Origin of the sequence: Streptomyces sp. NPDC050636, assembly GCF_040654775.1 — a bacterium.
Classification (GTDB): Bacteria; Actinomycetota; Actinomycetes; order Streptomycetales; family Streptomycetaceae; genus Streptomyces.
In genome coordinates this window covers 37,007-60,664 of the sequence record NZ_JBFAIP010000040.1, presented here as the reverse complement: position 1 = coordinate 60,664, position 23,658 = coordinate 37,007, and the positions used below count along the sequence as shown (strand labels likewise).

The 23,658-nt window shown below is 71.0% G+C and carries 21 protein-coding genes; 17 read left to right on the top strand and 4 right to left on the bottom strand.

From position 1 onward, the window contains the following. Positions 1-190 precede the first annotated feature (190 nt). Both AB0I10_RS25355 and AB0I10_RS25350 read left to right on the top strand, forming a co-directional pair. A complete protein-coding gene (locus AB0I10_RS25355; protein ID WP_363154896.1) occupies positions 191-1,756 on the top strand; it encodes a PP2C family protein-serine/threonine phosphatase in 1,566 nt (521 codons plus the stop codon). Positions 1,757-1,927: 171 nt separating this feature from the next. After that, a complete protein-coding gene (locus tag AB0I10_RS25350; RefSeq protein ID WP_363154906.1) occupies positions 1,928-3,397 on the top strand; it encodes an aminopeptidase P family protein in 1,470 nt (489 codons plus the stop codon). A 50-nt stretch (positions 3,398-3,447) separates the two neighbouring features. On the opposite strand, the gene AB0I10_RS25345 is transcribed toward AB0I10_RS25350, so the two are convergent. Next, a complete protein-coding gene (locus AB0I10_RS25345) occupies positions 3,448-4,080 on the bottom strand; it encodes a TetR/AcrR family transcriptional regulator C-terminal ligand-binding domain-containing protein (protein WP_363154895.1) in 633 nt (210 codons plus the stop codon). 303 nt (positions 4,081-4,383) lie between these two features. Further along, positions 4,384-4,878 carry an ATP-binding protein gene (locus tag AB0I10_RS25340; protein WP_363154894.1) on the bottom strand — a complete coding sequence of 165 codons (495 nt, stop codon included), beginning with the start codon at positions 4,876-4,878 and terminating at the stop codon, positions 4,384-4,386. Between the two features lie 245 nt (positions 4,879-5,123). Between AB0I10_RS25340 and AB0I10_RS25335 the strand changes: the two genes are divergently transcribed. From AB0I10_RS25335 to AB0I10_RS25295, 9 genes are all read left to right on the top strand, one after another. Then, the gene (locus AB0I10_RS25335; RefSeq protein WP_363154893.1) at positions 5,124-5,924 is read left to right on the top strand and encodes a hypothetical protein; all 801 of its coding nucleotides are present in this window, start codon (positions 5,124-5,126) and stop codon (positions 5,922-5,924) included. A gap of 111 nt (positions 5,925-6,035) precedes the next feature. Then, positions 6,036-6,809: a YcnI family protein gene (locus AB0I10_RS25330; protein WP_363154905.1), complete on the top strand. Its 774-nt coding sequence runs from the start codon at positions 6,036-6,038 to the stop codon at positions 6,807-6,809. A gap of 140 nt (positions 6,810-6,949) precedes the next feature. Continuing rightward, positions 6,950-7,594 carry an SCO family protein gene (locus AB0I10_RS25325; RefSeq protein ID WP_363154904.1) on the top strand — a complete coding sequence of 215 codons (645 nt, stop codon included), beginning with the start codon at positions 6,950-6,952 and terminating at the stop codon, positions 7,592-7,594. Then, positions 7,591-8,037 carry a copper chaperone PCu(A)C gene (locus tag AB0I10_RS25320; RefSeq protein WP_363154892.1) on the top strand — a complete coding sequence of 149 codons (447 nt, stop codon included), beginning with the start codon at positions 7,591-7,593 and terminating at the stop codon, positions 8,035-8,037. Before AB0I10_RS25325 ends, AB0I10_RS25320 begins: the two co-directional genes overlap by 4 nt. 61 nt (positions 8,038-8,098) lie before the next feature. Next, positions 8,099-10,273 (top strand): copper resistance protein CopC, encoded by a 2,175-nt coding sequence (locus AB0I10_RS25315; RefSeq protein ID WP_363154891.1) that lies wholly within the window; start codon positions 8,099-8,101, stop codon positions 10,271-10,273. After that, positions 10,273-11,544, top strand: a complete 1,272-nt coding sequence (gene efeB / locus AB0I10_RS25310) for an iron uptake transporter deferrochelatase/peroxidase subunit (protein WP_363154890.1) — start codon at positions 10,273-10,275, stop codon at positions 11,542-11,544. Before AB0I10_RS25315 ends, efeB begins: the two co-directional genes overlap by 1 nt. A 98-nt stretch (positions 11,545-11,642) precedes the next feature. Beyond that, the gene (gene pheA, locus AB0I10_RS25305; RefSeq protein ID WP_363154889.1) at positions 11,643-12,569 is read left to right on the top strand and encodes a prephenate dehydratase; all 927 of its coding nucleotides are present in this window, start codon (positions 11,643-11,645) and stop codon (positions 12,567-12,569) included. Positions 12,570-13,272: 703 nt separating this feature from the next. Continuing rightward, positions 13,273-14,562 (top strand): serine--tRNA ligase, encoded by a 1,290-nt coding sequence (serS, locus tag AB0I10_RS25300; protein ID WP_363154888.1) that lies wholly within the window; start codon positions 13,273-13,275, stop codon positions 14,560-14,562. Continuing rightward, positions 14,559-15,377 carry an HAD family hydrolase gene (locus AB0I10_RS25295; protein WP_363154887.1) on the top strand — a complete coding sequence of 273 codons (819 nt, stop codon included), beginning with the start codon at positions 14,559-14,561 and terminating at the stop codon, positions 15,375-15,377. The genes serS and AB0I10_RS25295 overlap by 4 nt, the downstream gene beginning before the upstream one ends. On the opposite strand, the gene AB0I10_RS25290 is transcribed toward AB0I10_RS25295, so the two are convergent. Beyond that, complete coding sequence (locus AB0I10_RS25290; protein ID WP_363154903.1) at positions 15,365-15,997, bottom strand: rhomboid-like protein; 633 nt, start codon at positions 15,995-15,997, stop codon at positions 15,365-15,367. The two genes, AB0I10_RS25295 and AB0I10_RS25290, sit on opposite strands and share 13 nt — an antisense overlap. Positions 15,998-16,271: 274 nt before the next feature. Here AB0I10_RS25290 and AB0I10_RS25285 point away from each other — a divergent pair, with 274 nt between their 5' ends. The 6 genes from AB0I10_RS25285 (at position 16,272) to mltG (ending at position 22,820) form a co-directional block, all read left to right on the top strand. Next, positions 16,272-17,177 carry a LysR family transcriptional regulator gene (locus AB0I10_RS25285; protein WP_363154886.1) on the top strand — a complete coding sequence of 302 codons (906 nt, stop codon included), beginning with the start codon at positions 16,272-16,274 and terminating at the stop codon, positions 17,175-17,177. Positions 17,178-17,760: 583 nt separating this feature from the next. Continuing rightward, the gene (locus tag AB0I10_RS25280; protein ID WP_363154885.1) at positions 17,761-18,078 is read left to right on the top strand and encodes an SAV_915 family protein; all 318 of its coding nucleotides are present in this window, start codon (positions 17,761-17,763) and stop codon (positions 18,076-18,078) included. A gap of 40 nt (positions 18,079-18,118) precedes the next feature. Next, positions 18,119-19,573: a diaminopimelate decarboxylase gene (gene lysA / locus AB0I10_RS25275; RefSeq protein WP_363154902.1), complete on the top strand. Its 1,455-nt coding sequence runs from the start codon at positions 18,119-18,121 to the stop codon at positions 19,571-19,573. Positions 19,574-19,725: 152 nt separating this feature from the next. After that, positions 19,726-20,436, top strand: coding sequence for a FadR/GntR family transcriptional regulator (locus tag AB0I10_RS25270; RefSeq protein ID WP_363154884.1), 711 nt, complete (start codon positions 19,726-19,728; stop codon positions 20,434-20,436). A gap of 103 nt (positions 20,437-20,539) precedes the next feature. Continuing rightward, entirely contained in the window at positions 20,540-21,823 is a 1,284-nt protein-coding gene (locus AB0I10_RS25265; RefSeq protein WP_363154883.1) for an MFS transporter, read from the top strand. 175 nt (positions 21,824-21,998) lie between these two features. Continuing rightward, positions 21,999-22,820: an endolytic transglycosylase MltG gene (mltG, locus tag AB0I10_RS25260; RefSeq protein ID WP_363154882.1), complete on the top strand. Its 822-nt coding sequence runs from the start codon at positions 21,999-22,001 to the stop codon at positions 22,818-22,820. Positions 22,821-22,885: 65 nt separating this feature from the next. Here the strand turns inward: mltG and AB0I10_RS25255 are convergent, their stop codons facing one another. Continuing rightward, positions 22,886-23,605: an ABC transporter permease subunit gene (locus tag AB0I10_RS25255; RefSeq protein WP_363154901.1), complete on the bottom strand. Its 720-nt coding sequence runs from the start codon at positions 23,603-23,605 to the stop codon at positions 22,886-22,888. Positions 23,606-23,658 lie beyond the last annotated feature (53 nt).

The following is a 23,658-nucleotide window of genomic DNA, read 5'->3' as shown; positions in this document are numbered from 1 at the left end:
TGTGGAGGCATTGATAGCGGAGCAGCATGACATGGGGGTTTGCGATGCTATTGAGGAACTTGCGCGGCCACACATACCGCACAAAACCACTCAACAAAATGCCGCACTCCCTACCAAAATGCGGCCTGACCTGGGGCTATGCCGGGCATGACGTTAGCCGTCGGCCATGACTGCGCCCCACGTGCCGAAAGTGGCTGGAATCGAACCTACACTTCCCGCCCCCGCGCACACTGCCGATCCGCTCGCGGCCGAAGCCCGCGCGGACACCCCCTCGGACGCCTCGTCCGACTCCCCTCCGAGCGCTCCGGACGCCTCTCCCGGCACGGCTCGTGACGTCGTCCCCCCGGACGTCTCCCCCGTCGATCAGCTCATCGCCGTCCAGGACCGGCTCGCCGGCTGGATCTCCGATCTCAGCACGCTGCACGACCTCACCGAACAACTCGCGCGCACCCGCACTTTGGAGGAAGCCCTCCAGGAGATGCTGCGGGCCGGCGCGTACCTGGTCGGCGCGCAACGCGGCCTCGTCGTCCTCGAACCGGCCGACGGGCTGGGCCCGGACACCAGCATCGGCCTCGGCCTCGGCCGGTCCGACATCGGTCACATCGAGACCATCCCCCGACGCGCGCTGTCGTACGCGCGGATACTGGACGGCCTCCCCGAGCCGGGTGCCGCCGACGACGCCCGCAGGAACGGCGTCCCGGCGGCCAGGGCCGACACCCGTACCGAGATCGCCGAGCCGGACATCCCTGGCCAGAAGGGCCTCGACCCCCGCCTGCGCGAGGTCGCCGCCCGCCTCGGCTACGCCGCCAGCTACGCCGTCCCCCTGACCGCCGACCCGATCGGCAGGATCGGCGCCGTGGTCTGGCTCTATGACGAACCCGCGGAGCCCACCGAACGCCAGCGGCACCTCGTCGGCCTCTACCGTGCGCACTCCGCGGAGCACCTCGCCCGCCTCGTCGAACTCCACCGCAGCCGGCAGGCCGCGGCGACACTCCGTGAGGAGCTGCTGCCCAGCCGGCTGCCGCGGGTCCCCGGCGTACGGCTCGCGGTGGCGCACAGCACCGGGCCGCGCGGCGGTGGCGACTGGTACGACGCGCTGCCGCTGCCCGACGGCGCGCTGGGGCTCGCCGTCGGGTCGGTCACCGGGTCAGGGCCGAGCGCGGTGGCGGCCATGGGGCGGCTGCGCGCCTCGTTGCGCGCGTACGCCGTCATGGAGGGCGAAGATCCGGTCGCGGTCCTCTCCGATCTGGAGCTGCTGCTGCGGCTGACCGAGCCCGCCCGCAGCGCGACCGCGCTGTTCGCCTTCACCGAGCCGCCGCCCGGCGCACCGGGCGGGCCGCCCGCGCCCGAGATGCCGGCCGGCATCACCGACCCCTTCCCGCGCAAGCTGGTGCTCGCCGGGGCGGGGCACTGCCCGCCGCTGATCCTCGGCGATCTGCGTACCGAGTTCGTGGAGACCTCGCTGTCCGCGCCACTGGGCATGCTCGCGTGCTGGGAAGCACCGAGCGTGGAGGTCTCGCCGGCTCCCGGCGAGACCTTGCTGCTCTACAGCGACGGGCTGCTGCACCGCACCGGCGAACCGATGGACCGCGCCTTCGCCCGGCTGCACGCCGCTGCCGCGGGCGTGCCCAAGGCGAGCCGGCACGACCCGGAGGCGATCGTCGATCACATCCTGCGCACCGTTCTGCCGCAGGGCCTCGACGATCCCGCCTCGGAGGAGGACGTGGTACTGCTCGCGGCCCACTTCGACGAGTAGCGAGCGCCGGGAAACCCCGCGCGGCGGCGCCGTGCGGGGTTCCCCGCCTGCCAGGTCATAGCCGCGCACCCTGGACCGCCGTGGATTCGCACTTACGATGGAATGCGGTTCCCGCTTGGCACCGTTTCACGTGAAACGGTTCATAGCGGTTCACTCTTAAAAGGAGGCATGGTGACCGACGCGCCCACACCGGAGACCCCGGGCGAGGACGAGCAGCCGATCAAGCAGCGCAAGAACGGCCTTTACCCGGGCGTATCGGACGAGCTCGCGGAGAACATGAAGAGCGGCTGGGCCGACACCGAGCTGCGTGATCTCCAGCCGATCGAGCAGGCGCCGAACGCCGCCCTGCGCCGTACCGCGCTGTCCCGGCGATTCCCGGGTGAGCGCCTGGTGATCCCGGCGGGCAACCTCAAGACCCGCTCCAACGACACCGAGTACTCGTTCCGCGCGTCGACGGAGTACGTCTACCTCACCGGCGACCAGACCGATGACAGCGTCCTCGTCCTGGAGCCGCGCACCGACGGATCCGAGGGCCATGACGCGACGGTCTACCGGCTGCCCCGCTCCAACCGCGAGAACGGTGAGTTCTGGCTCAACGGCATGGGCGAGCTGTGGGTAGGCCGCCGCAACAGCCTCGCCGAGTCCGCGACACTGCTCGGCGTCCCCTGCCGGGACGTACGCGACCTCGCCGAAGCGCTGACCCAGGCCACCGGGCCGGTCCGCGTCGTCCGCGGCCATGACGCCGGGATCGAGACCGCGCTGGCCGACAAGGTCACCGCCGAGCGCGACGAAGAGCTGCGGGTGTTTCTCTCCGAAGCGCGCCTGATCAAGGACGAGTTCGAGATCGGCGAGCTGCAGAAGGCCGTCGACTCGACGGTGCGCGGCTTCGAGGACGTCGTGAAGGTCCTCGACAAGGCGGAGGCGACGTCCGAGCGCTACATCGAGGGCACGTTCTTCCTGCGCGCCCGCGTCGAGGGCAATGACGTCGGCTACGGCTCCATCTGCGCCGCCGGCCCGCACGCCACCACCCTCCACTGGGTCCGCAACGACGGCCGAGTCCGCTCCGGCGATCTGCTGCTCCTGGACGCCGGCGTGGAGACCACCAGCCTCTACACCGCGGACGTCACCCGCACCCTGCCTATCGACGGGCGCTACACAGACCTCCAGCGCAAGATCTACGACGCGGTGTACGAGGCCCAGGAGGCCGGCATCGCGGCGGTGAAGCCGGGCGCGAAGTTCCGCGACTTCCACGACGCCGCCCAGCGGGTGCTCACCGAGAAGCTCGTCGAATGGGGCCTGGTCGAGGGCCCGGTCGAGCGGGTGCTGGAGCTCGGGCTGCAGCGCCGCTGGACCCTGCACGGCACCGGCCACATGCTCGGCCTCGACGTCCACGACTGCGCGGCGGCCCGCACCGAGGCGTATGTGGCGGGCACCTTGGAGCCCGGCATGGTCCTCACCGTCGAGCCCGGCCTGTACTTCCAGGCCGACGATCTGACGGTGCCCGAGGAGTACCGCGGCATCGGCGTCCGCATCGAGGACGACATCCTGGTCACGGAGGACGGCAACCGGAATCTGTCGGCCGCGCTGCCGCGTACGTCCACCGCGGTCGAGGAGTGGATGGCGGGCCTGCTCGCCAAGTAGCGCCGAGGGCAAACGCGGGGCCGGACGCTGCCGTCCGGCCCCGCGTCGTCTCACTCCGCCCCGGGAGGCGCGCTGTCCGGCCTCGCATACGCGCCCGCGCGGGCCGCCGCCCAGACCGCGGTGGCCGCGGACTCGGCGAGCGCCATGTCGACGGGGCGGCGGGCGATCAGGATCCGGTAGTAGAAAGGCGCGCCCAGCGCGGACATCACTTCCTTCGGATCCGTGTCGGCGGACAGTTCGCCGCGCTCGATGGCGCGCTCCACCATCTGGCCGGCCAGTGCCAGCCGCGCGTCGAAGAACTCCCGCAGTACCGCCGCCGCTTCCGGATCGCGGGCCGCGGCGGAGACCCCCGCCTCGATCAGGCTGCGCCTGCGCGCATCCCCGTAGAAGGCGCCTATCGCACGGGCCAGCGCACGCAGATCCCCGGGCAGTGAGCCGGTGTCGGGCAGCAGCACATCGGCGCTCAGGTCCGACAGCAGCTCACAGACCATCCCCTCGATGCAGCGCCAGCGACGGTAGAGCGTCGCAAGGTGAATTCCCGAGCGCTGGGCGATCTTCTCCATGGTGATCGCGGCGAATCCGCCATCGCCCAACTCCTCGAAGACGGCGGCCAATACGGCCTGCCGGGTCCTGGCCGTACGCCCTCCCGGGCGGGTCTCTCCCGGAGGATGATGCCCTGTCATCACGGCGACTCCGTATTGCGTGGCGGGTTCACGCCAAGTATTGTCCAAGACTGATTAACACGAGCAACTTCGCGTTAATTCGGTGCGCGCCGGTCTCGCGGGACAGGGGACGCCGCGGGGGAGGTTCTCTCGCCCCGAGACCGCGCTGCACACCACCCTTCAAGGGCGATTTCCGGCCAGCTTCCGGCTGCCGATGTTCGCCGTGGGTCGACAGAACGGCCGCCGTATGGTCTTCCCTGGATCCCAGGTCGGCAAGGACCTTGGGCGGGCGACGAGTTCATCACCGGCGACCGGCGGTACACCTCACGACGCCATCGGCAGCGCCGCCCCCTCGCGCCACTTGAGGATCTTGTCGAAGCTGACCACCGCGCCCCGGCGGCCCGTGCGGTTGCGGTAGCGGACGTGGTCGGTGAGGGCCTCGATCAGAAAGAGCCCCCGGCCGTCCTCGGCGTATGCGGGGGCTTGCGTGGGGGTGGGGACGGCGGCCGGCACGGGGGCGCGGTCCGTCGGAGGATGGGGCGGGGCGGATGTCTGGGGGCGGCGGAAGCCGGGGCCCGAGTCGGTGACTTCGATGCGGCAGGTGTCACCGTCGATGAAGGCCGTGACGCGGTAGTCCTCGGTGGCGGCGTCGCCGCCGTGCTCGACGGCGTTCGCGCAGGCTTCGGAGAGGGCGACCGACAGGTCGTAACAGATGTCCGGGTCGACGCCCGCCGTCTCCATCGTGCCCAGCAGCAGACGCCGGGCGAGCGGCACGCTCGCGGCCTCGCGCCGCAGATGGAGGGACCACCAGATGCTCATCGCTCCAGCCTCCTGGCCACGGCTCGACATACCGATACCTATTGCCGCGCGCCAAGGTCCGTAAGCATGTCCGGGACGTGACACCGCTCATTCGGCGGATGCGGGCACAGAGCGCATGGGTGTAGGCAGCGCCCTCTTGCGCGCCCCCATGCGCCCCTGCCGCCCACCGTGCGGCCCCGGGACGCGGCTCTGAGCGGCGCCCTGCCGTAGGCGGCATTTCGGGGCAGTGGCATGATGGCGCCGCCATGAATGCCCCGCCCGCCACCACCGCGCGCGCAGCCGCCGATCTCCGGTTGCTGAGGGCCGCGGTGTTCACCGCGGTCTGTGTCGCGCTATCCGCGGCCGGGCACATGGCGGCCTCCTACGCCACGGTCCCGCTGTGGACGCTGGGCGTCGCCTGCGCCGTGGTGTTCGCGGTCGCAGCCCCACTGGCCGGGCGGGAACGCTCGCTGCCGGGGATCGCGGCCGGACTCGCTGTGGGGCAGCTCGCACTGCACTCGCTGTTCGCCATGGGGCAGCAGCCCCTCGCCGCCGGCAGCGGCGGCGTCAACGGGCTCTCCGACCAGGCAGCGATCGCGATGGCCCGGCAGGTGACCTGCGGGCTCGGCGCCGGGCGGCTGGACGGTGACGCGGCGCGCCGGATCCTCGGTTCCGGCGGCTTCCAAACGACCCACCACATGGCCGGCGGTGCGGTCGGCGACCCGACGATGGCGAACTGTCTCGCGCCGTCACTGCCGATGCTGTTGTGCCACCTGCTCGCGGCGCTCGCCGTCGGGTGGCTGCTGCGGCGCGGCGAGGCGGCGCTGTGGCGGCTGGTCAGGCTGTCCGCTCCGGCGGCGCGTGAGGTCGCTGCCGAGGCGCTCGTCGGCGCCCTGCGCGGGGCGCTCTCGCTCGTACGTGCCCTGCTCACGGGGCTCGGCTCGGTGCACGATGACGCTCCGCGCCCCCTCGTTTCGTACGGAGATGACAAACCCGGCCCGAACGACCTCGCGCTCCACCACAGTGTCGTCAGGCGAGGGCCGCCCGCCCTGGCCCTCGCGGCCTGACGTCACGCGAAGCACGCCCCCACAGGACGGGTACGGGCTCTCGCGCCGTCGCCGCACGCGCGCCAGATCACCGTTACCTCTTCCCTGTGGAGCGTTTCCGCCATGTCGGATATGACCAACAAGACCCACTCGAAGAACGCCGCGCGTCGGCTCGTCCGCCGGCTGCCCGTCGTCGGCGGGATCGCCGCCGGCAGCGTGCTGCTGCTCGCCGTCCCGGCCTTCGCGCACGTCAGCGTGCAGCCCGCCGGTCAGGCCGAGAAGGGCGGCTATGCGACCGTCAACTTCAAGGTGCCCAACGAGCGCGACGACGCCTCGACGGTGAAGCTCGAGGTCACCCTGCCGGCCGACCACCCGCTGGCGTCCGTGATGCCGGAGCCGGTGCCGGGCTGGAAGGTCAAGGTCACCAAGGCCAAGCTCGACAAGCCCCTCGAAATGCACGGCGAGAAGATCAACGAGGCGCCCTCGAAGATCACTTGGACCGCCGACGGCAAGGGCGTCGAGCCCGGCCAGTTCCAGCAGTTCCCGGTCTCCGTCGGACAGCTTCCCGAGGACGCCGACCACGTCGTCTTCAAGGCCCTCCAGACGTACTCCAACAAGGAGGTCGTGCGCTGGATCGAGCCGACGAAGGAGGGCGGCCCGGAGCCGGAGAACCCCGCGCCGGTGCTCGAACTCAGCGAGCCGAGCGGTGACGGCCACCACGGCGGCACCGGCAACAAGGACGCCAAGAGCGACGCCAAGGCCACGCGCGACGCGATCGCAAACGCGGGGGGTGCCGAGGCGTCCGGCAGTGACACCACCGCGCGCATCCTGGCCGTCGTCGGCATCGTCGTCGGCATCGCCGGTGTCGGCTTCGGTGTGCTGGCCGGCCGGCGCCGCAGCGCCTGATCACCGACCGGGCCGACGCCCGACCGGCGCCGGCCCGGCACCTCATTTCCCGGACCACCGGGATCTCTGGACCAACGGGAATTTCTGTAATGCGTAGCTCTGTAAGGCGTAGTGCCATGCCCAGCGCACTGCCTGGCGCACTGCGCCGAAGGACCGTGCTCGCCTCCGCCGTCGCGGCGGCCGCGGCCCTCACCCTCACCGCCTGCGGCGCCGACGACGGCAAGCCCGTCGCAGATGTCTCCGGCGCCACGGCCCCCAAGCCGATCGTCAAGCTCGACAACCCCATGGAGAAGCCGGACCTCGTCCTGACGGACACCAACGGCAAGAAGTACGACCTGCTGGAGAAGACCAAGGGCCATCCGACCCTGATCTACTTCGGCTACACCAACTGCCCGGACGTCTGCCCGCTGTCGATGGCCAACATCGCGGTGGCGGTCAAGCAGCTGCCGAAGGCCGAACAGAAGGATCTCCGGGTCGTGTTCGTCACCTCCGACCCCGAGCGCGACACCCCGGCGGCTCTCAAGAAGTGGCTCGGCGGAATCAACACCGACTTCACCGGCCTGACCGGCGACTTCGACACGATTCAGGCCGGCGCGCGCAGCGTGAACATCGGCATCGAGAAGCCCGTCAAGAAGAAGAACGGCGATGTCGTGTCGACGCATGGTGCCCAGGTTCTGATGTCGTCCCCCAAGGACGACCGGATCCACTGGCTGGGCATGCAGGAGGCGACCTCCGACGACTACACCAAAGCAATTCCGAAGATCATCAAGGGGCAGAACCCGTGAACCGCCGCACCACCCTCACCGCCGCCTTCGCCCTCACCGCCGGTCTCGCCCTGGCGGGCTGCGACACCGGGGAGGCCGCCCCGCAGCTCAAGGTCGACGGCGCGTACATGCCGCAGCCGGTCACCCAGGACATGGCCGGCGGATTCCTCACGATCAAGAACAGCGGCGCCGCCGACAAGCTCACCTCGGTCACCACCAACCTGGCCAAGGACGTCACGATCCACAAGACGGTCGGCAACAAGATGGAGCAGGTCACCTCCCTGCCCATACCGGCGGGCGGCGAACTCCGGCTCGAACGCGGCGGCAACCACCTGATGATCATGGGCCTCAAGGACAAGCCGGCCAAGGGCGACATCATCGGCATCCAGCTGCACTTCGCCCACGCCGAGCCCGTCAATGTGAACCTCCCGGTCAAGGCCATCAACTACGAGCCGAAGAAGTAACGGGCGGCACAGGTACAGCAGTCAAACCGTCACAGCGACGGCAGTTAGGGGAGCGATCACTATGGTCACCACCGGGCTACGGCCGCGACGGTCCGCCGGACTGCGGCTGCTGGTCGTCATGGTGGCGCTGGCCGGCGCGCTGTTCGGCGGCGCCACCCCGGCGTCCGCGCATGCCGCACTGACCGGCAGCACGCCGGCACAGGGCTCGGTGGTGGACCGCGCCCCCGAGGAGGTCACACTGACCTTCTCCGAGGGCGTGGCCATGGGCGATGACTCGATCCGCGTGCTGGATCCGCGGGGCAAGCGGGTGGACCGCGGAAAGCTGCGCAATCTGTGCAGCGGCAGCACCGTCAAATACGGCGTGGGGCTGCCGCCGGGACTCGCCGACGGCACCTACACCGTCGCCTGGCAGGCAGTCTCCGCCGACAGCCACCCGGTCTCCGGCGCCTTCACCTTCTCCATCGGCGCGCCCTCCAAGACCGCCGCCGCAGTGCCGCAGCAGGAGGCCGGCGGCGGGTTGGTGGGCGCGCTCTACGGCATCGCCCGCTATCTGGCGTACGCCGGTTTTGTGCTGCTGGCGGGTGGCGCCGCCTTCGTGGTCGCCTGCCGCCCGGCCGCATCCTGCGTACGGTCCGTCCAGCGACTGGTCGTCCAGGGCTGGGCGGTGCTGACCGCCGCCACCATTGCGATGCTGCTGCTGCGCGCCCCGTATACCGGGTCCGGGGAACTCGCCGACGTCTTCGACCTCGGCGGCCTCAAGGACGTCCTGAACACCAAGCCGGGGGCGGCGCTGGTCTCCCGGCTGCTGCTGCTCGCCGCCTCGGCGGTGTTTGTGGCGGTGCTTTTCGGGGCGTATGCGCAGGCGCACGAGAGGGGGCGGGAGGCGGCGGACGGCTCGGATTCGAAGTCCGATTCTGAATCCGAATCGGCTTCGGCGTCGGATTCGGCTTCCGACAAGGCGGGCGCCACGGGAGATACGAGCACCGCCACCGCCGACGAGGGCGCCAAGCGGCGCCGGGATCTCACCTTCGGCCTCTCCTTCGGCGGGGTGATCGTCGCCGCCGGTCTCGCCGCGACCTGGGCGATGGCCGAACACGCCTCGACCGGGCTGCAGACCGCCATCGCCATGCCGGTCGACGTCCTGCATCTGCTCGCCGTCGCCGCCTGGCTCGGCGGGCTGACGGCCCTGCTGGTGTCCCTGTACTGGGGCCCGTCCGTGGAGCGGAGCGCGGTACGCCGCTTCTCGCGGATCGCGTTCGGCTCGGTGCTGGTGCTGGTGGCCACCGGGATCTACCAGTCCTGGCGGCAGGTCGGCAGCTGGCGCGCGCTGACCGACACCTCGTACGGCCAGCTGCTGCTGGTCAAGGCGGGTCTGGTCGTGGTGCTCGTGGGCATCGGCTGGACGTCGCGGCGGTGGACGGCCCGGCTCGCGGAGGTCCGTACGGCGGGGGCGGGGTCCTCGGACACCGAAGCGGACACCGAAGCGGACACCGAATCGGAGCCGGAGCGGGAGTCGGAGCGGGAACCGGAGCGGGAACCGGAGCGGGAGCTCGAACGCGTAGCCACCACCGACGCCCACTCCACATCCGACGCCCACTCCACATCCGGCGCCGACGCCGACACCGGCGCCGACACCGCCCCCGACCCCGAACCCACCCCCGACCCCGCCCGCGCCGCTCAACTGGCCCGCCAGCAGGCCGCGTTGAGTACTGCCCGGACCAAGCGGATCCGCGACGCCGACCCGGAGCGGCTGGGGCTGCGGCGGTCCGTGCTCGCCGAGGCGTCGGTCGCCGTCGTACTGCTCGCGGTCACCACCGTGCTGACCGCCACCGAACCGGCCCGTACGGAAGCGGCGGTCAAGGCCGCGGCCGGGCAGTCCGCCGACGCCAACCAGCCTCAGGTGCTGTCCATCCCCTTCGACACCGGCGGCCCGCGCGGCAAGGGCACCGCCCGGCTCGACCTCGACCCCGGACGCAGCGGCAGCGCCAACGAGCTGCGGCTGCGGATCTCCGACCCGTCGGGCAAGGCCATGGACGTCCCGGAGGTGAAGGTCTCCTTCACCCTCAAGGCCAAGAAACTCGGGCCGCTGCCGGTCGTCCCCAAGCACAGCGGTACGGGCCGCTGGAGCGCGCACGGCGTGCAGCTGCCGGTCCCCGGGCAGTGGCAGCTCTCGCTGCTCGTACGGACCTCCGACATCGACCAGGTCACCGAGACCAAGAACGTGAAGATCGGCTGATGAGCAAGCAACCCAAGCAGGCCCCGGATCCGCAGACCTCCCTGGAGCTCTCCCGCCGCCGGCTGCTCGGCACGGTCGGTGCGGCGGGTGCGGCCGGGCTGGTCGTCGGCGGGGCCGGGGGCACCATCGCGGCCTCCGCCGAGCAGTCCGACGCACCCACCGCGCTCACCACCGTCGGCTCGACCGAGGTCCCGTTCCGCGAGGAACGCACCAAGCACCAGGCGGGCATCACCACTCCGTTGCAGGCCAACGGGCATCTCGTCGCCTTCGACCTGGCCCCGGGAGCGGACCGCAAGGCTGCCGCCGCGCTGCTGCGCCGCTGGTCGCGGACGGCGGAGGAGCTGATGGCCGGGCGGACGCCGGACGCCGACACCGGGGTCGCGCTCGACGCCGGACCGTCCTCGCTGACCGTCACCTTCGGCCTCGGCCACAGCTTCTTCGACCGTACGGGCCTCCGGAAGCGGCGCCCGGTACAGCTCGACCCGCTGCCCGACTTCTCCGCCGACGCGCTGGACGGCAAGCGCAGCAACGGCGATCTGTGGATCCAGATCGGCGCCGATGACGCACTGGTCGCCTTCCACGCGCTGCGCGCACTCCAGAAGGACGCGGCCGGCAGCGCGCGTCTGCGCTGGCAGATGAACGGTTTCCACCGCACACCGGGTGCCACCGCGCACCCGATGACCACCCGCAACCTCATGGGCCAGATCGACGGCACCAACAACCCCAAGCCCTCCGACGAGGACTTCGACGAGCGGATCTTCGTGGGGCGGGACGCCGACCAGGAGTGGATGCGCGGCGGTTCGTACGCCGTCGTCCGCCGGATCCGGATGCTGCTGGACGACTGGGAGAAGCGTTCACGGGGCGAACAGGAGAAGGTCATCGGGCGGCGGAAGAGCAACGGGGCGCCGCTGACCGGCGGTTCGGAGACCACCCCGATGCGGCTGGACGAGAACGACCCCGACGGGCTGCCGGTGATCCCCGCGAACGCGCATGCGCGGATCGCGGCGCCGGAGTCCAACCAGGGCGCGGCGATGCTGCGCCGCCCGTTCTCCTTCCACGACGGCTTCCGCGACGACGGCGCACCGGACGCGGGCCTGCTCTTCATCTGCTGGCAGGCCGATCCGCTCCGCGCCTTCACCCAGGTCCAGCGGAAGCTGGACCGCGGCGATGCGCTCTCCCCGTTCCTGCGGCACGAGGCGAGCGGACTGTACGCGGTGCCGCCCGCCGCAGCGTCCGGCGACTACGTGGGGCAGCCGCTGCTGGAGGGGTGAGAGCGCAGCCCGGTCCGGGCCCGTGCGGGCTCGGTATCGTGACAGGACAGGGAGAAGATCGGCGGGGCGCCCCCGCAGTCACGCGAGGAGTCACCTGCATGTCGGCCAGCCGCTACACCTATCTCGGCCCCGAGGGCACGTTCACGGAGGCCGCGCTGCGCACGCTTCCCGAGGCGGCCACCCGGGAGCTGGCGCCGATGGTGTCGGTACCGGCCGCCCTGGATGCGGTGCGGGGCGGAGAGGCCGCCGCCGCGCTGGTGCCGATCGAGAACTCCGTCGAGGGCGGAGTGACCACCACCCTCGACGAACTGGCCTCCGGCGAGCCGCTGATGATCTACCGCGAGGTGCTGCTGCCGATCGCCTTCGCGCTGCTCGTACGGCCCGGTACGGCCCTGCACGACGTGAAGACGGTGACCGGCCACCCGGTCGCCCAGCCGCAGGTGCGCAAGTGGCTGGCAGCCCAACTCCCGGAGGCCGTATGGGAGTCGGCGGCCTCGAATGCCGACGGTGCGCGGCTGGTGCAGGAGGGGCGCTACGACGGTGCGTTCGCGGGTGAGTTCGCGGCGGCGACGTACGGCCTGGAGCCGCTGGTCACCGACATCCATGACGCGCAGAACGCGGCCACCCGCTTTGTGCTGGTGGGCCGGCCGGCCCGGCCCGCGGCGCCCACCGGCGCGGACAAGACCTCGGTCGTGCTGTGGCTGCGCGAGGACCACCCCGGCGCCCTGCTGGAGCTGCTGCAGGAGTACACGATCCGCGGCGTCAACATGATGCGGATCGAGTCCCGGCCGACCGGTGAGGGCATCGGCCGCTACTGCTTCTCGGTGGACTGCGAGGGGCACATCACCGACCGCCGCGTCAGCGAGGTGCTGATGGGCCTCAAGCGGATCTGCCGCGAGGTGCGGTTCCTCGGTTCGTATCCGCGGGCGGACGAGGTGACGGCGACCGTACGGCCGGAGATGACCGACGCGGCGTTCGTGGAGGCGTCGGACTGGCTGACGCGCTGCCAGGACGGGCGGAGCTGACGACGGACGGCCGGGGCCGCTGCCCGGTCCAGATCGGGGCACATCCTGTGACCTGCGTCTTTGGCGGCCGGGAGTTTTCCACAAAGTTATCCACAGGGCTGGTTCTCGACCTGTGGGTAAGTCGACACAAGAGCCGGACAGAGTCGACAAATACCTCTACCGACCTCACACCTCTCCACAGAGCCCCACCCTGGGCCGCGTCAGCATAATTTACGCGATCAATCCTTTAGGGCGAGGCAATCCCACACGAAAGAGTGCGGGAAGGTGGTTTGAACAAGGAATCCATAGTGGAACATTCCGGGAACGGAATGATCACCTCCGACTTCCACAGATCTCGCACACAGCCTGTGGATAAGACTCCCGGAACCCCCAACCCCTGTGGACAACCCGGGGGATGGCCCCGGAACGGGGTCCGGACGGTGACCCAGGGTGGCTCCGTGGATCCACAGCGCGAATGCCGCATACCGGATACCGAACACCACGACCGTCCCGGGAAATGAACAAGGAATTCCACAACGACCGACGCGGCGACCGCGGACCCGACCCCTTCCCGTGCGGCCCCGGCATTCCCTCGATCCCGCAATCCCGAAATCCCGCAAGACCGCCATTCCCGTTCATGGAATAAATAACCCAAAACGGACAAAGGTCGGCACGGGGCAATATCACGTCGAGCGCCGGTGCACGGCCCCGGTAGCCTGGTGGGGTGATTGACCTTCGCCTGCTCCGTGAGGACCCCGACCGTGTGCGCGCCTCCCAGCGCGCCCGTGGAGAGGACGTCGAGCTCGTCGACGCCCTTCTCTCCGCCGACGAGCGGCGCAGGTCGTCCAGCGTCCGCTTCGACGAGCTGCGCGCCGAGCAGAAGGCGCTCGGCAAGCTCATCCCCAAGGCCGCCGGCGACGAGAAGGCCGCGCTGCTGAAGAAGGCCGGTGAGCTGTCCGCCGCCGTCAAGGCCGCCGACGCCGCGCAGGACGAGGCCAAGGACGAGACCCAGGCGCTGCTGCTGAAGCTCGGCAACATCGTCCACCCGGACGTGCCGATCGGCGGCGAGGAGGACTTCACCGTCCTCGAAACCCTCGGTACCCCGCGCGACTTCGCCGCCGAGGGCTTCGAGCCCAAGGACCACCTGGAGATCGGCGAGCTGCTCGGCGCGATCGACGTCGAACGCGGCGCCAAGGTCTCCGGCTCGCGCTTCTACTACCTCACCGGCATCGGCGCGCTCCTGGAGCTCGCCCTCGTCAACGCCGCCATCGCGCAGGCCACGGCGGCCGGTTTCACGCCGATGCTGACGCCCGCCCTGGTGCGCCCGCGCGCCATGGAAGGCACCGGCTTCCTCGGCCAGGCGGCCGAGAACGTCTACCACCTGGAGAAGGACGACTACTACCTGGTCGGCACCTCCGAGGTCCCGCTCGCCGCGTACCACATGGACGAGATCGTCGACGCGGCCAAGCTGCCGCTGCGCTACGCCGGTTTCTCGCCGTGCTTCCGCCGCGAGGCCGGTACGTACGGCAAGGACACCCGCGGCATCTTCCGGGTCCACCAGTTCGACAAGGTGGAGATGTTCTCCTACGTCGCGCCGGACGACGCGCAGGCCGAGCACCAGCGGCTGCTGGACTGGGAGAAGCAGTGGCTGACCGGCCTGGAGCTGCCCTTCCAGGTGATCGATGTCGCCACCGGTGACCTCGGCGCCTCGGCCTCCCGCAAGTTCGACTGCGAGGCCTGGATCCCCACCCAGGGCAAGTACCGCGAGCTGACCTCGGCGTCGAACTGCGACGAGTTCCAGGCGCGCCGGCTCTCGGTCCGGATGCGCGAGACCGTCAACGGCAAGCAGAAGGTCCAGCCGCTGGCGACGCTGAACGGCACGCTCTGCGCCGTACCGCGCACGATCGTGGCGATCTTCGAGAACCATCAGCAGGCGGACGGTTCGGTGCGCGTCCCCGAGATGCTCCGTCCCTTCCTGGGCGGCCGCGAGGTCCTGGAGCCCGTCTCCAAGTGACCGCCGCCGCAGCCTCACTCCCCTACAAGCTCATCGCGACGGATCTCGACGGGACGCTGCTGCGTCAGGACGAGAGCGTCTCCGAGCGCACCCGTGCGGCGCTCGCCGCGGCCACCGCGGCGGGCGCGGCGCATATCGTCGTCACCGGCCGGTCGGTGCCCTGGACCCGGCACATCCTCGATGCCCTGGACTACCAGGGCCTGGCGGTGTGCGGGCAGGGCGCGCAGGTCTACCACGCGGGAGAGCACCGGCTGCTGACGTCGGTGACGCTGGACCGGCAGCTGGCCGGCCTCGCACTGTCCAAGATCGAGGCGGAGACCGGCCCGCTGTATCTGGCGGCGAGCCGGGACGGCCTGGAGGGCGAGGTGCTGGTCGGCCCCGGCTACCGGGTCCAGGAAGGCCCGCTGCCGACCGTCGTGATCGACGACCCCGCCGAGCTGTGGGCGGCCCCGCTCAACAAGGTCTACCTCCAGCACCCCACCCTCGACGACGACGCCCTGGCGCAGGCCGCGCGCGAGGTCGCCGGCGATCTGGTGGGGGTGACGGTGGCCGGCGAGGGCATAGTCGAACTGCTGCCGCTGGGCCTGTCGAAGGCCACCGGGCTGTCGCTGGCCGCCCGCCGCCTGGGCCTCAAGGCCAAGGAGACGCTCGCCTTCGGTGATATGCCCAACGACATCCCGATGTTCGCCTGGTCCGCGCACGGCGTGGCGATGGCCAACGCCCATGACGAGCTGACGGCCGTCGCGGACGAGATCACCGCCTCCAATGAGGAGGACGGCATCGCGCGGGTACTGGAGCGGCTCTACTCGATCTGAGGGGCTTCCGGAGACGGTTCCCGGGGGTCCGGCTCGTCCCGGGCCGCCGGAGTGAGCGGCCAGGCGGCGAAGCCGAGGACCAGTGCGAGAGCGTGGCCGATGTCGGTGAAGGTCGCGCCGGTCAGCAGGGGTACACCGAAGAACACCAGCACTCCGGCGAGGTATCCGTAGCGCCAGGGCGGCCGCAGACGGTACGTCAGCACACCGGCAGCGGCCGCCAGCCCGTAGGAGACGCCGATGTCCACGACATGGGTCATCGAACGCGGCAACTGGTGTCCCTCGATGGCCAGCAGGACGAGTTCCTGGCTGGCGAGGGTGGCGGCGACATGCGCCGCGCCGACGGTCAGCAGCCAGCGCCAAGTTCCCATCCAGCGCTCGACGTTGGCGTGCAGCAGCTCGAACATCACCACGTAGAGCAGAAACGACTCGGGTCGCTCGATCCAGAATCCGCTGATCAGCAGCGAGGGCAGCGGATGCTCGTTCAGCTCGTGGATGTTGCTGCTGGTGCGGTGGAGGAGGAACTGCCCCAGTCCCTCGGAGGCCGAGGCGATGACGAGGCTGGTGATGCCGATGATCAGCAGCCAGATGTGTGTGCCGGGAGTGGAACGGATCCAGGCCAGTGCCCAGGCGGACGCCCGGCGGAGGGGGGCGCGGGTGGAGTGGGCCTTCCCGTCGGCTTCACCGTCGGTTCTCACCGTTAGAGGCTAGCGCGGGTGGGAGTGCACGACGGGGGTGGGGCGGGTCGGCACCCGGATCCGTACGGCCGTACGGGGTTCCGGGTTGCCGCCCTGGGCCCTGTGACGATCTTCGCGCCGCATCCATACCCAAGTCAATCCTCTGATTTCCTTTCAGATCTCTTAGGGATAGCTTGGGTTGAGAGGTTAGCGTGAGCCCATGACTCTCGACGACCTCCGCGCCTTCGTGGCCGTCTGCGAGGCGGGCAATCTCAGCGCCGTCGCCCGGGACCTGGGCTGCACACAGTCGGCCGTCAGCCAGCGCGTCAAGCGGCTCGAACGCGAGGCGGGCATCGGCCTGTTGGAGCGCCGGGCGCGCGGTGTCGCGCCGACCCAGGCCGGCCGGATCCTGCATCGCGCGGCGGCCGACGGCCTCGGCGGGCTGGATCTGGCACTGCGCACGTTGGCCGATATGCGGGAGGGCGACGGCGGCACGGTCCGGGTGACCACGGGCGCCACGACCGTACGGCACTTCATGTCCGACGCGGTCGTCGACTTCCGCTCCCGGCATCCGCAGGTCAACCTGGAGTTCCAGACCGAGAGTTCCAGCCGCCGCTGCTTCGGAGCGGTCGCGGACGGTACCTCCGAGCTGGCCTGGATCACCATCGGCCCGCCGGTGCGCGGCATCGAGCAGCATCCGGTGATCGATCTGCCGTGGGTGCTGGCCGTACGCGCCGACGATCCGCTCGCCGCACGGGAGCGGATCGAGCCCGAGGAACTGGCCGGCATCCGGCACATACGGCTGCCGGAGAACTCCACGTCCCGAATGCGGCTCGACGGCCACCTGAACCGCCGGGAAACCGGCCCCGTCCCGCCGCCTAGCACCACCAGCGTCGCCGACTGGGACACCGCCCTGCTGCTGGCCGAACTGGGCGTCGGCCACGCGGTGGTACCGGAACTGCCGGGTCGCCGGGCCGCCAACACCCCGGCGCTGCGGCTGGTGCCGATCCCCTCACTGCCCCCGCTGGCGACGGGCTGGGCGGTACGCCAATGGGAGGCGCTGAGCCCGGCGGCCGTGGAGTTCGCGGAGACGGTTCGCTGCGCTTTGCGTGCGCCGCTTGCTTGAGGGGGCGCCGGCGGTCCGCTGCCGATTCGCTGCGCTTTGCCGGGGCCGTTTTTGGCTGTCCCGCCGTGATGGTTGCGGCGGGCTGTTGCCGCTGCGCGGGGCTGTCGGGTGCGGTTCCGGGCCTCCGGACTTCGTCCTGCGGTCCGGCCCCTCCCGTTGGGGGTGAGAGAGGCCGGTGGGTGTGCACGTAAGCGGTCACGCGCGCCCTGTGGACGCCTTCCGGTGGAGTGCTTGCCGCGACGTCAAGGTCAAGTGCGGCGGTCCACGGACGGTGGATGGCGATTCCTGGAGCATGGGTGAGGATTCACTGAGGGTGGAGATTCACCTACGGAACGTGAATTTCTGTGGTGGGCATCGGACACGAATCGTTGCACTTCGTTCACCAGTCGTCGATGGCGCGTCACAGAGCGTTGCTCCTCGGCCACTGGGCGGCAGTATCGCGTCAAGTCCTGTCCACGAATCGTCAATGATGCGTCAGAGGGGACGGAGCTCTCCGGTTTTCCGGGAATAGCGTCAGAGACGAGCCCCGGCGCACGCGTCTTCCACCGGTCCGGGGCCGACGTCCTGCCCAAGGAGCAATGCCGTGTCCCACAACACCTTGTACGCGGAAGATCCCGAACCCGCCGATCGCGTCCCGGCCGGGCCTCTCTTCGTCCCCGTCCGGTCGGGTCCAGCGGGCTGCACGGCCCGCCTGTTCCGCACTCCCCTCGGCAGCCGTACCGCTGTCGGCTTCACCTCGAAGCAGCGACTGACCGCGGCGCTCGGCGGCGGCCAGTCCTGGGTCACGCTCTCCGAGCCCGCGCTGCGCGCGCTGACCGAGCCCCTAGGGACGACAGTCGTAACCGTCGACCCACGGTTCGCCCCTGACTTCTCCCAGGTTCGTCACGTACGGGCCGCTTGAGGAAGGGGCACGCACCATGAGTCACTCCATGAGCCATGGCATGAGCCACGGCACGCTGCCCCAGGCCGGGGCGGCCGTGGCGGCCGCTGCGCCTGCTACGTCGCATGGCGCCACCGCGCCGGTGGCGCCACCGCCACAGAGGGCCCGGTCCAGCGCCCCCGCCACGCAGCCCGACGCCCCGAGCGTGCCTCTGGGGGATGAGCCGCTCGCCATCTGGCCCGGGTCCGCGGTCCCCCTCCCGCACGACGACCTTGCCGTGGGCGGAGTCCCCCTCACCGAGCTGGCCGACCGCTTCGGCACACCCACCTACGTCCTGGACGAGGACGAGGTGCGGCGCCGCTGCCGCGCCTATCTGCGCGCCTTCCCAGACGCCGATGTCCTCTACGCGGCCAAGGCGTTCCTGTGCCGCGCCATGGCGCACTGGGTCCGCGAGGAGGGCCTCGGCCTCGACGTCTGCTCCGCCGGTGAGCTGGAGCTGGCCGTGACCACCGGCTTCCCGCCCGAGCGGATCGTGCTGCACGGCAACGCCAAGAGCCCGGACGACCTGGGCACCGCGCTGCGGCTCGGCGTCGGGCGGATCGTGATCGACAGCACCTCGGAGATCGCCCGGCTGGCCGCCGCGGTCCCGGCGGGCAGCCGCCAGAAGGTGCTGATCCGGGTCGTGCCGGGGATCGCCGCGGGCGGCCACGCCAAGATCCGTACCGGGACCGACGACCAGAAGTTCGGGCTGTCGGTCGCGGACGGCTCCGCGCAGCACGCCATCGCCCGGGTACTGGGCCAGCCGCACCTCGAACTGGTGGGCCTGCACTGCCACTTGGGCTCGCAGATCACCACCGTCAAGCCGTATCTGTCGGCCGTACGGCGGCTGGTGGGGCTGCTGGCCCGGGTCCATGAGCAGCACGGCATCACGCTGCCCGAGCTGGACCTCGGCGGCGGCCACGGCATCGCCTACCGGCCCGGCGAGCCCACCCTCGACATCGCCTGCCTCGCCGCCAAGGTCCGCGCCGAACTGGCCCGCGGCTGCGCGGCGGCCGGACTGCCGGTGCCGCGACTCGCCGTCGAGCCCGGCCGCGCCATCGCCGGCCCGGCCGGTGTCGCCCTCTACCGGGTGCTGGCCGTCAAGCGGACCGGGACGCACACCTTCGTGGCGGTGGACGGCGGGATGAGCGACAACCCCCGGCCGGCGCTGTACGGGGTGCGCTACGCGCCCCGCCTGGTCGGCCGCCGCTCGGCCGCCACGCCGGAAGCGGTCACCGTCGTCGGCCGACACTGTGAGGCGGGCGATGTCCTCGCTTCCGACGTCCGACTCCCCGGCGACATCCGGCCCGGCGACCTGCTCGGTGTCCCCGTGGCGGGCGCGTACCACCTCTCGATGGCCTCCGGCTACAACCTCGTCGGCCGCCCTCCGGTCGTCGCGGTGGCCGGCGGCCAGGCCCGGCTCCTGGTACGCCGCGAATCCTTCGCCGACATTCAGGAGCGGGATATCGGGTTGTGAGGAGGGTGCGGGGCGGGGTGCGGGTGTGCGGAGCCCGCACCCCGCCCCGCACACCCCCGCTTCCGTTATACGTGTACGCTGAAGCCAAGTTGTAGGATGACTGGGCAACCGGACAGGCGGGCGAGACGCGCGGACACGAAGGACGGACGGTCATGGCACTGCAGGCAGCGGGACGGCACTCCCTCGTGGACACCGTCGTCGAGTCCCTGCGATCCCAACTGGCCGCGGGGGAGTGGAAGGTCGGCGCCCGCATCCCGACCGAGCACGCCCTCGCGGAGCAACTCCAGGTCGGCCGTAACACCGTCCGCGAGGCGGTCCGGGTGCTCGTACACGCCGGGATGCTGCGCTCACGGCAGGGTGAGGGCACGTTCGTGGTGTCCACCGCCGACCCGGGCGACATCATGCGCGGCATCCAGCGGGCCGGCATCCGGGACGTCCTGGAGCTGCGGATCGCGCTGGAGGCGGAGGCCGCCCGGCTCGCCGCGCTGCGGCATGAGCCCGCCGACCTGGAGCGGATGCGGGCGGCCCTGGACGCCCAGGCCGGGCTGGCGGACGCCGACGGGCAACCCGACTCCGGCAACATTGAGCTCTACGCCGATCACGACATCGCCTTCCACAAGGCCGTCGTCGAGGCCGCGCACAACACGGCGCTGACGGCGACGTACGGCTGGTTCAGCAGCTCGGTGCGGGAGGCGCTGGTCAGCGCGCTCGACGACCAGGCGATGCCGAGGGTCGTGCACGGCGATCACCGCCGCGTCATGGACGCGATCGCGTCGGGCGACCCGGAGGGCGCGGAGCGGGCCACCCGTGAGCTCCTCGAAAAGCCGAAACGGGCCGTAGAGGCGCTGCTCGCCGCCCGCTGAGACAAGCCCCGGCCCACCTCTCGTTTCCCCTTCCATTCCCGCCGCGCACCCCTCAGCGCCCCAACTCCCCCTAAGCACCGCACGATTGGCGAGGTACACACGCATGCCAGGGACCAGGTCCGAAGCCCCCTTGATCGACGCCGAGGAGGATCTGGCCGCGGCACCACAGGTCGTCGCGGCCCGCCGCCGGCTGCGGGCCCACCCGGTCCTCGTGCTGGCCGGTATCGTCCTCGCCGCGCTCAACATGCGGGCGGCGCTGGCCGGTGTCTCGCCGCTGCTCAGCGAGATCGGCGGGCACTTCCACCTGGCCGCGACCGCCAGCAGCCTGGTGACGACCATCCCGCTGATCTTCATGGGTCTGGGCTCGATCGTCGCGCCCAAGCTGGCCCGCCGTTGGGGCACCGAGACGGTGCTGTGCGCCGCGCTGGTGCTGCTGTGCGGCGGCATCGTGCTGCGGATCGCCCCGCCCGTCGTCGCGCTGTTCGTCGGCTGTGCGGTGGTCGGTACAGCCATAGCCCTGCTGAACGTGCTGATGCCGGGCCTGATCAAGCGGGACTTCCCGGAGCGGGCCGCCGGCATGACGGCGCTGTACTCCACGGCGATGATCCTCGGCGCGACCGTCTCCGCCGCCTCCGCCGTACCGCTGGAGAACGCCCTCGGCGGCTGGCAGGGCTCGCTGGTCTCCTGGTCGCTGCTGGCCGCCGTCGCCGCGGTCGTCTGGATCCCGCAGGCGGTCATCGCCCGGCGCGGCACCCATCTGGGCGAAGCCGCGGCCACGCCCGTGCACGCCACCGAGGAGCGCGGCCCACGGCTGAGCCGTTCCCCGCTGGCCTGGCAGGTCACGCTCTTCATGGGCTCGCAGTCGCTGATCGCGTACGTGATCATCGCCTGGATGCCGACGGTCTTCACCGATCACGGCATGGGCAAGAGCGAGGCGGGCCTGGTCTTCGCCTTCAGCACGCTGGTGCAGATGGTGGGGTCGTTCGTGGTGCCGATTCTCGCGGGACGGATGCGCCGTCAGCGGCTGCTGGGCGTGGCCGTCTCCGGGCTGATGGCCTGCGGTGTCACCGGACTGCTGGTGGCGCCGGTGGCCGGCGCCTGGCTGTGGGCCGCGCTCCTCGGTACCGGGCAGGGCGGTGCGCTGGGCCTGGCCCTGACGATGATGGTGCTCCGCTCCGGCGACGCACACACCGCCGCCCGCCTCTCCGGCATGGCCCAGACCGGCGGCTACCTCCTGGCCGCGGCCGGCCCGCTGGCCCTCGGCGCGGTCCACCAGACCACCGGCGGCTGGACCGTCCCGATCGCCCTTCTGCTCGCCGTCTGCTCCGGCCTGGCGCTCCTGGCCCTGGGCGCGGGCCGCGACCGACGGATCGGGGACGGGGCGTAGGGCACGGGCACGGGGCACTGGGCGTAGCGCGTACGGGTGCATGGGCAGGCCGCGGGCGGGGCGCGGTGGCCGGCGGGTCCGCGGCAGCGATCCGGGCCCAGGGGAGGCCGCCGACGGCGGTCCGGATCCGGGGGTGGCCGCGCCGTATCCGCGGGGACTGGCCTACCGTGCCCTCATGAGCGATGTTCAGCGCACCGTTCGCCGGCCGGGCCCGCGGTTCTCCCGCACCGGCTGGCTCATTCTTGCGGCCGTTCTGTGTGTCCTCGCCGTTGTCGCCGTGCTGGTCCTGCCGCGGCTGCTGCGCGGCGGGCCGGAGCGCGAGGAGAGGCTGACGGTCCCGGAAGGGCTGCGGGCCGCCCAGGTCTACGCCGCCGCCGACAAGGCCCTGCATGTGACCGCCGGGACCACCGCCAAGGCCGCCAAGACCGCGCGGCTCGCGTTGCCGAAAGAGGCAAAGGGCAATCCGGAGGGGTACCTCTTCCCGGCGACATATCCGATCAGCGACGACGTCACCCCGGCATCCCTGCTCTCCTACATGGTCCGCACCGCCAACCAGCGGCTCGCCGGGGACGGCATCTCCTACCGGACCGTCGTGATCGCCAGCATCGTCCAGGCCGAGGCCGACCGGCCGGACGATATGGGCAAGGTCGCCCGGGTCATCGACAACCGGCTCGCCGAGAACATGCCGCTGCAGATGGACTCGACGATCAACTACGCGCTGGGCCGCAACACCCTCAACACCAGCCACTCCGACACCAAGACCGACAGCCCGTACAACACCTACAAGCACCAGGGCCTGCCGCCCACCCCGATCGACAACCCCGGGGCGGACGCCCTGAAGGCGGCGGGCGCGCCGCCCAAGGGCGACTGGCTCTACTTCGTCACCATCAAGCCGGGCGACACCCGCTTCACCGCCGACTACCAGGAGCACCTGGAGAACGTCCGCGAGTTCAACGACCAGCAGAAGAGCGCCGGCGAGGGCGACTCGGGCGCGTAGGCGAACCGCCTCCTCGCCCGGAGCCGGCGGGGCCGGGCGGGCCCCGCTGGTCTCCTGCCCCTCCTTTACTCCTCGCCCGCCAGGGTCAGGGACTTCAGCCGGCGCCCGGCGTACCAGGTCGCGGCGGCCGTAACGGCCGCCAACAGGCATAGCGCGACGGGCAGTTGGACCTCGGAGGTGATCGCGCCCTCCGCGCCTATCTTCTGGCCCACCGCCAGCGCCCACTGCTGGACGCTGAGAGTCTTCGCACCAGGGACGAGGTTCCCGAAGAGGGCTTCCCAGACCAGGGCGTAGACCAGGCCGAAGACGACGGCGTGCCGGGTGACCGTGCCGAAGAAGAGGAACAGCGCGCTGTAGGCGATCGACGCGATGGCCGCCGCCAGGGCGTAAGCCACCGCTATCTGCTGGCTGTTGCCGTTCAGGACGAAGCCGGCGATCAGGACGGGGACGGCGGAGAAGACCACTGTCACACCGATCGCGACCAGGAGTTTGGTGAAGATGATCGTCGGCCGCGGCACCGGCTTGGCCAGCAGATAGACCACCGAGCCGTCGTCTATCTCCGGGCCGATCGCACCCGTTCCAGCGATGACACCGATCAGCGGCACCATCGTGCCGAGTGCGAAGCCGCCCAGGATGCCGTTGGCGGTGGTGTCGTCGGCGCCGGCCAGGTAGCGGACGGCAGCGGCGATGACCACCAGGAGGGCGGGCAGCGCGAAGAGGATCATGGCACGGCGCCGGCCGAGCAGGGCGCGGTACGTGAGCCGGGCGACGGTGGGGTTGAACAACGAGGGCTTCGGCGGGGTCATGGCCTTCGGCGAGGTCGTCGGAGAGGTCGTGG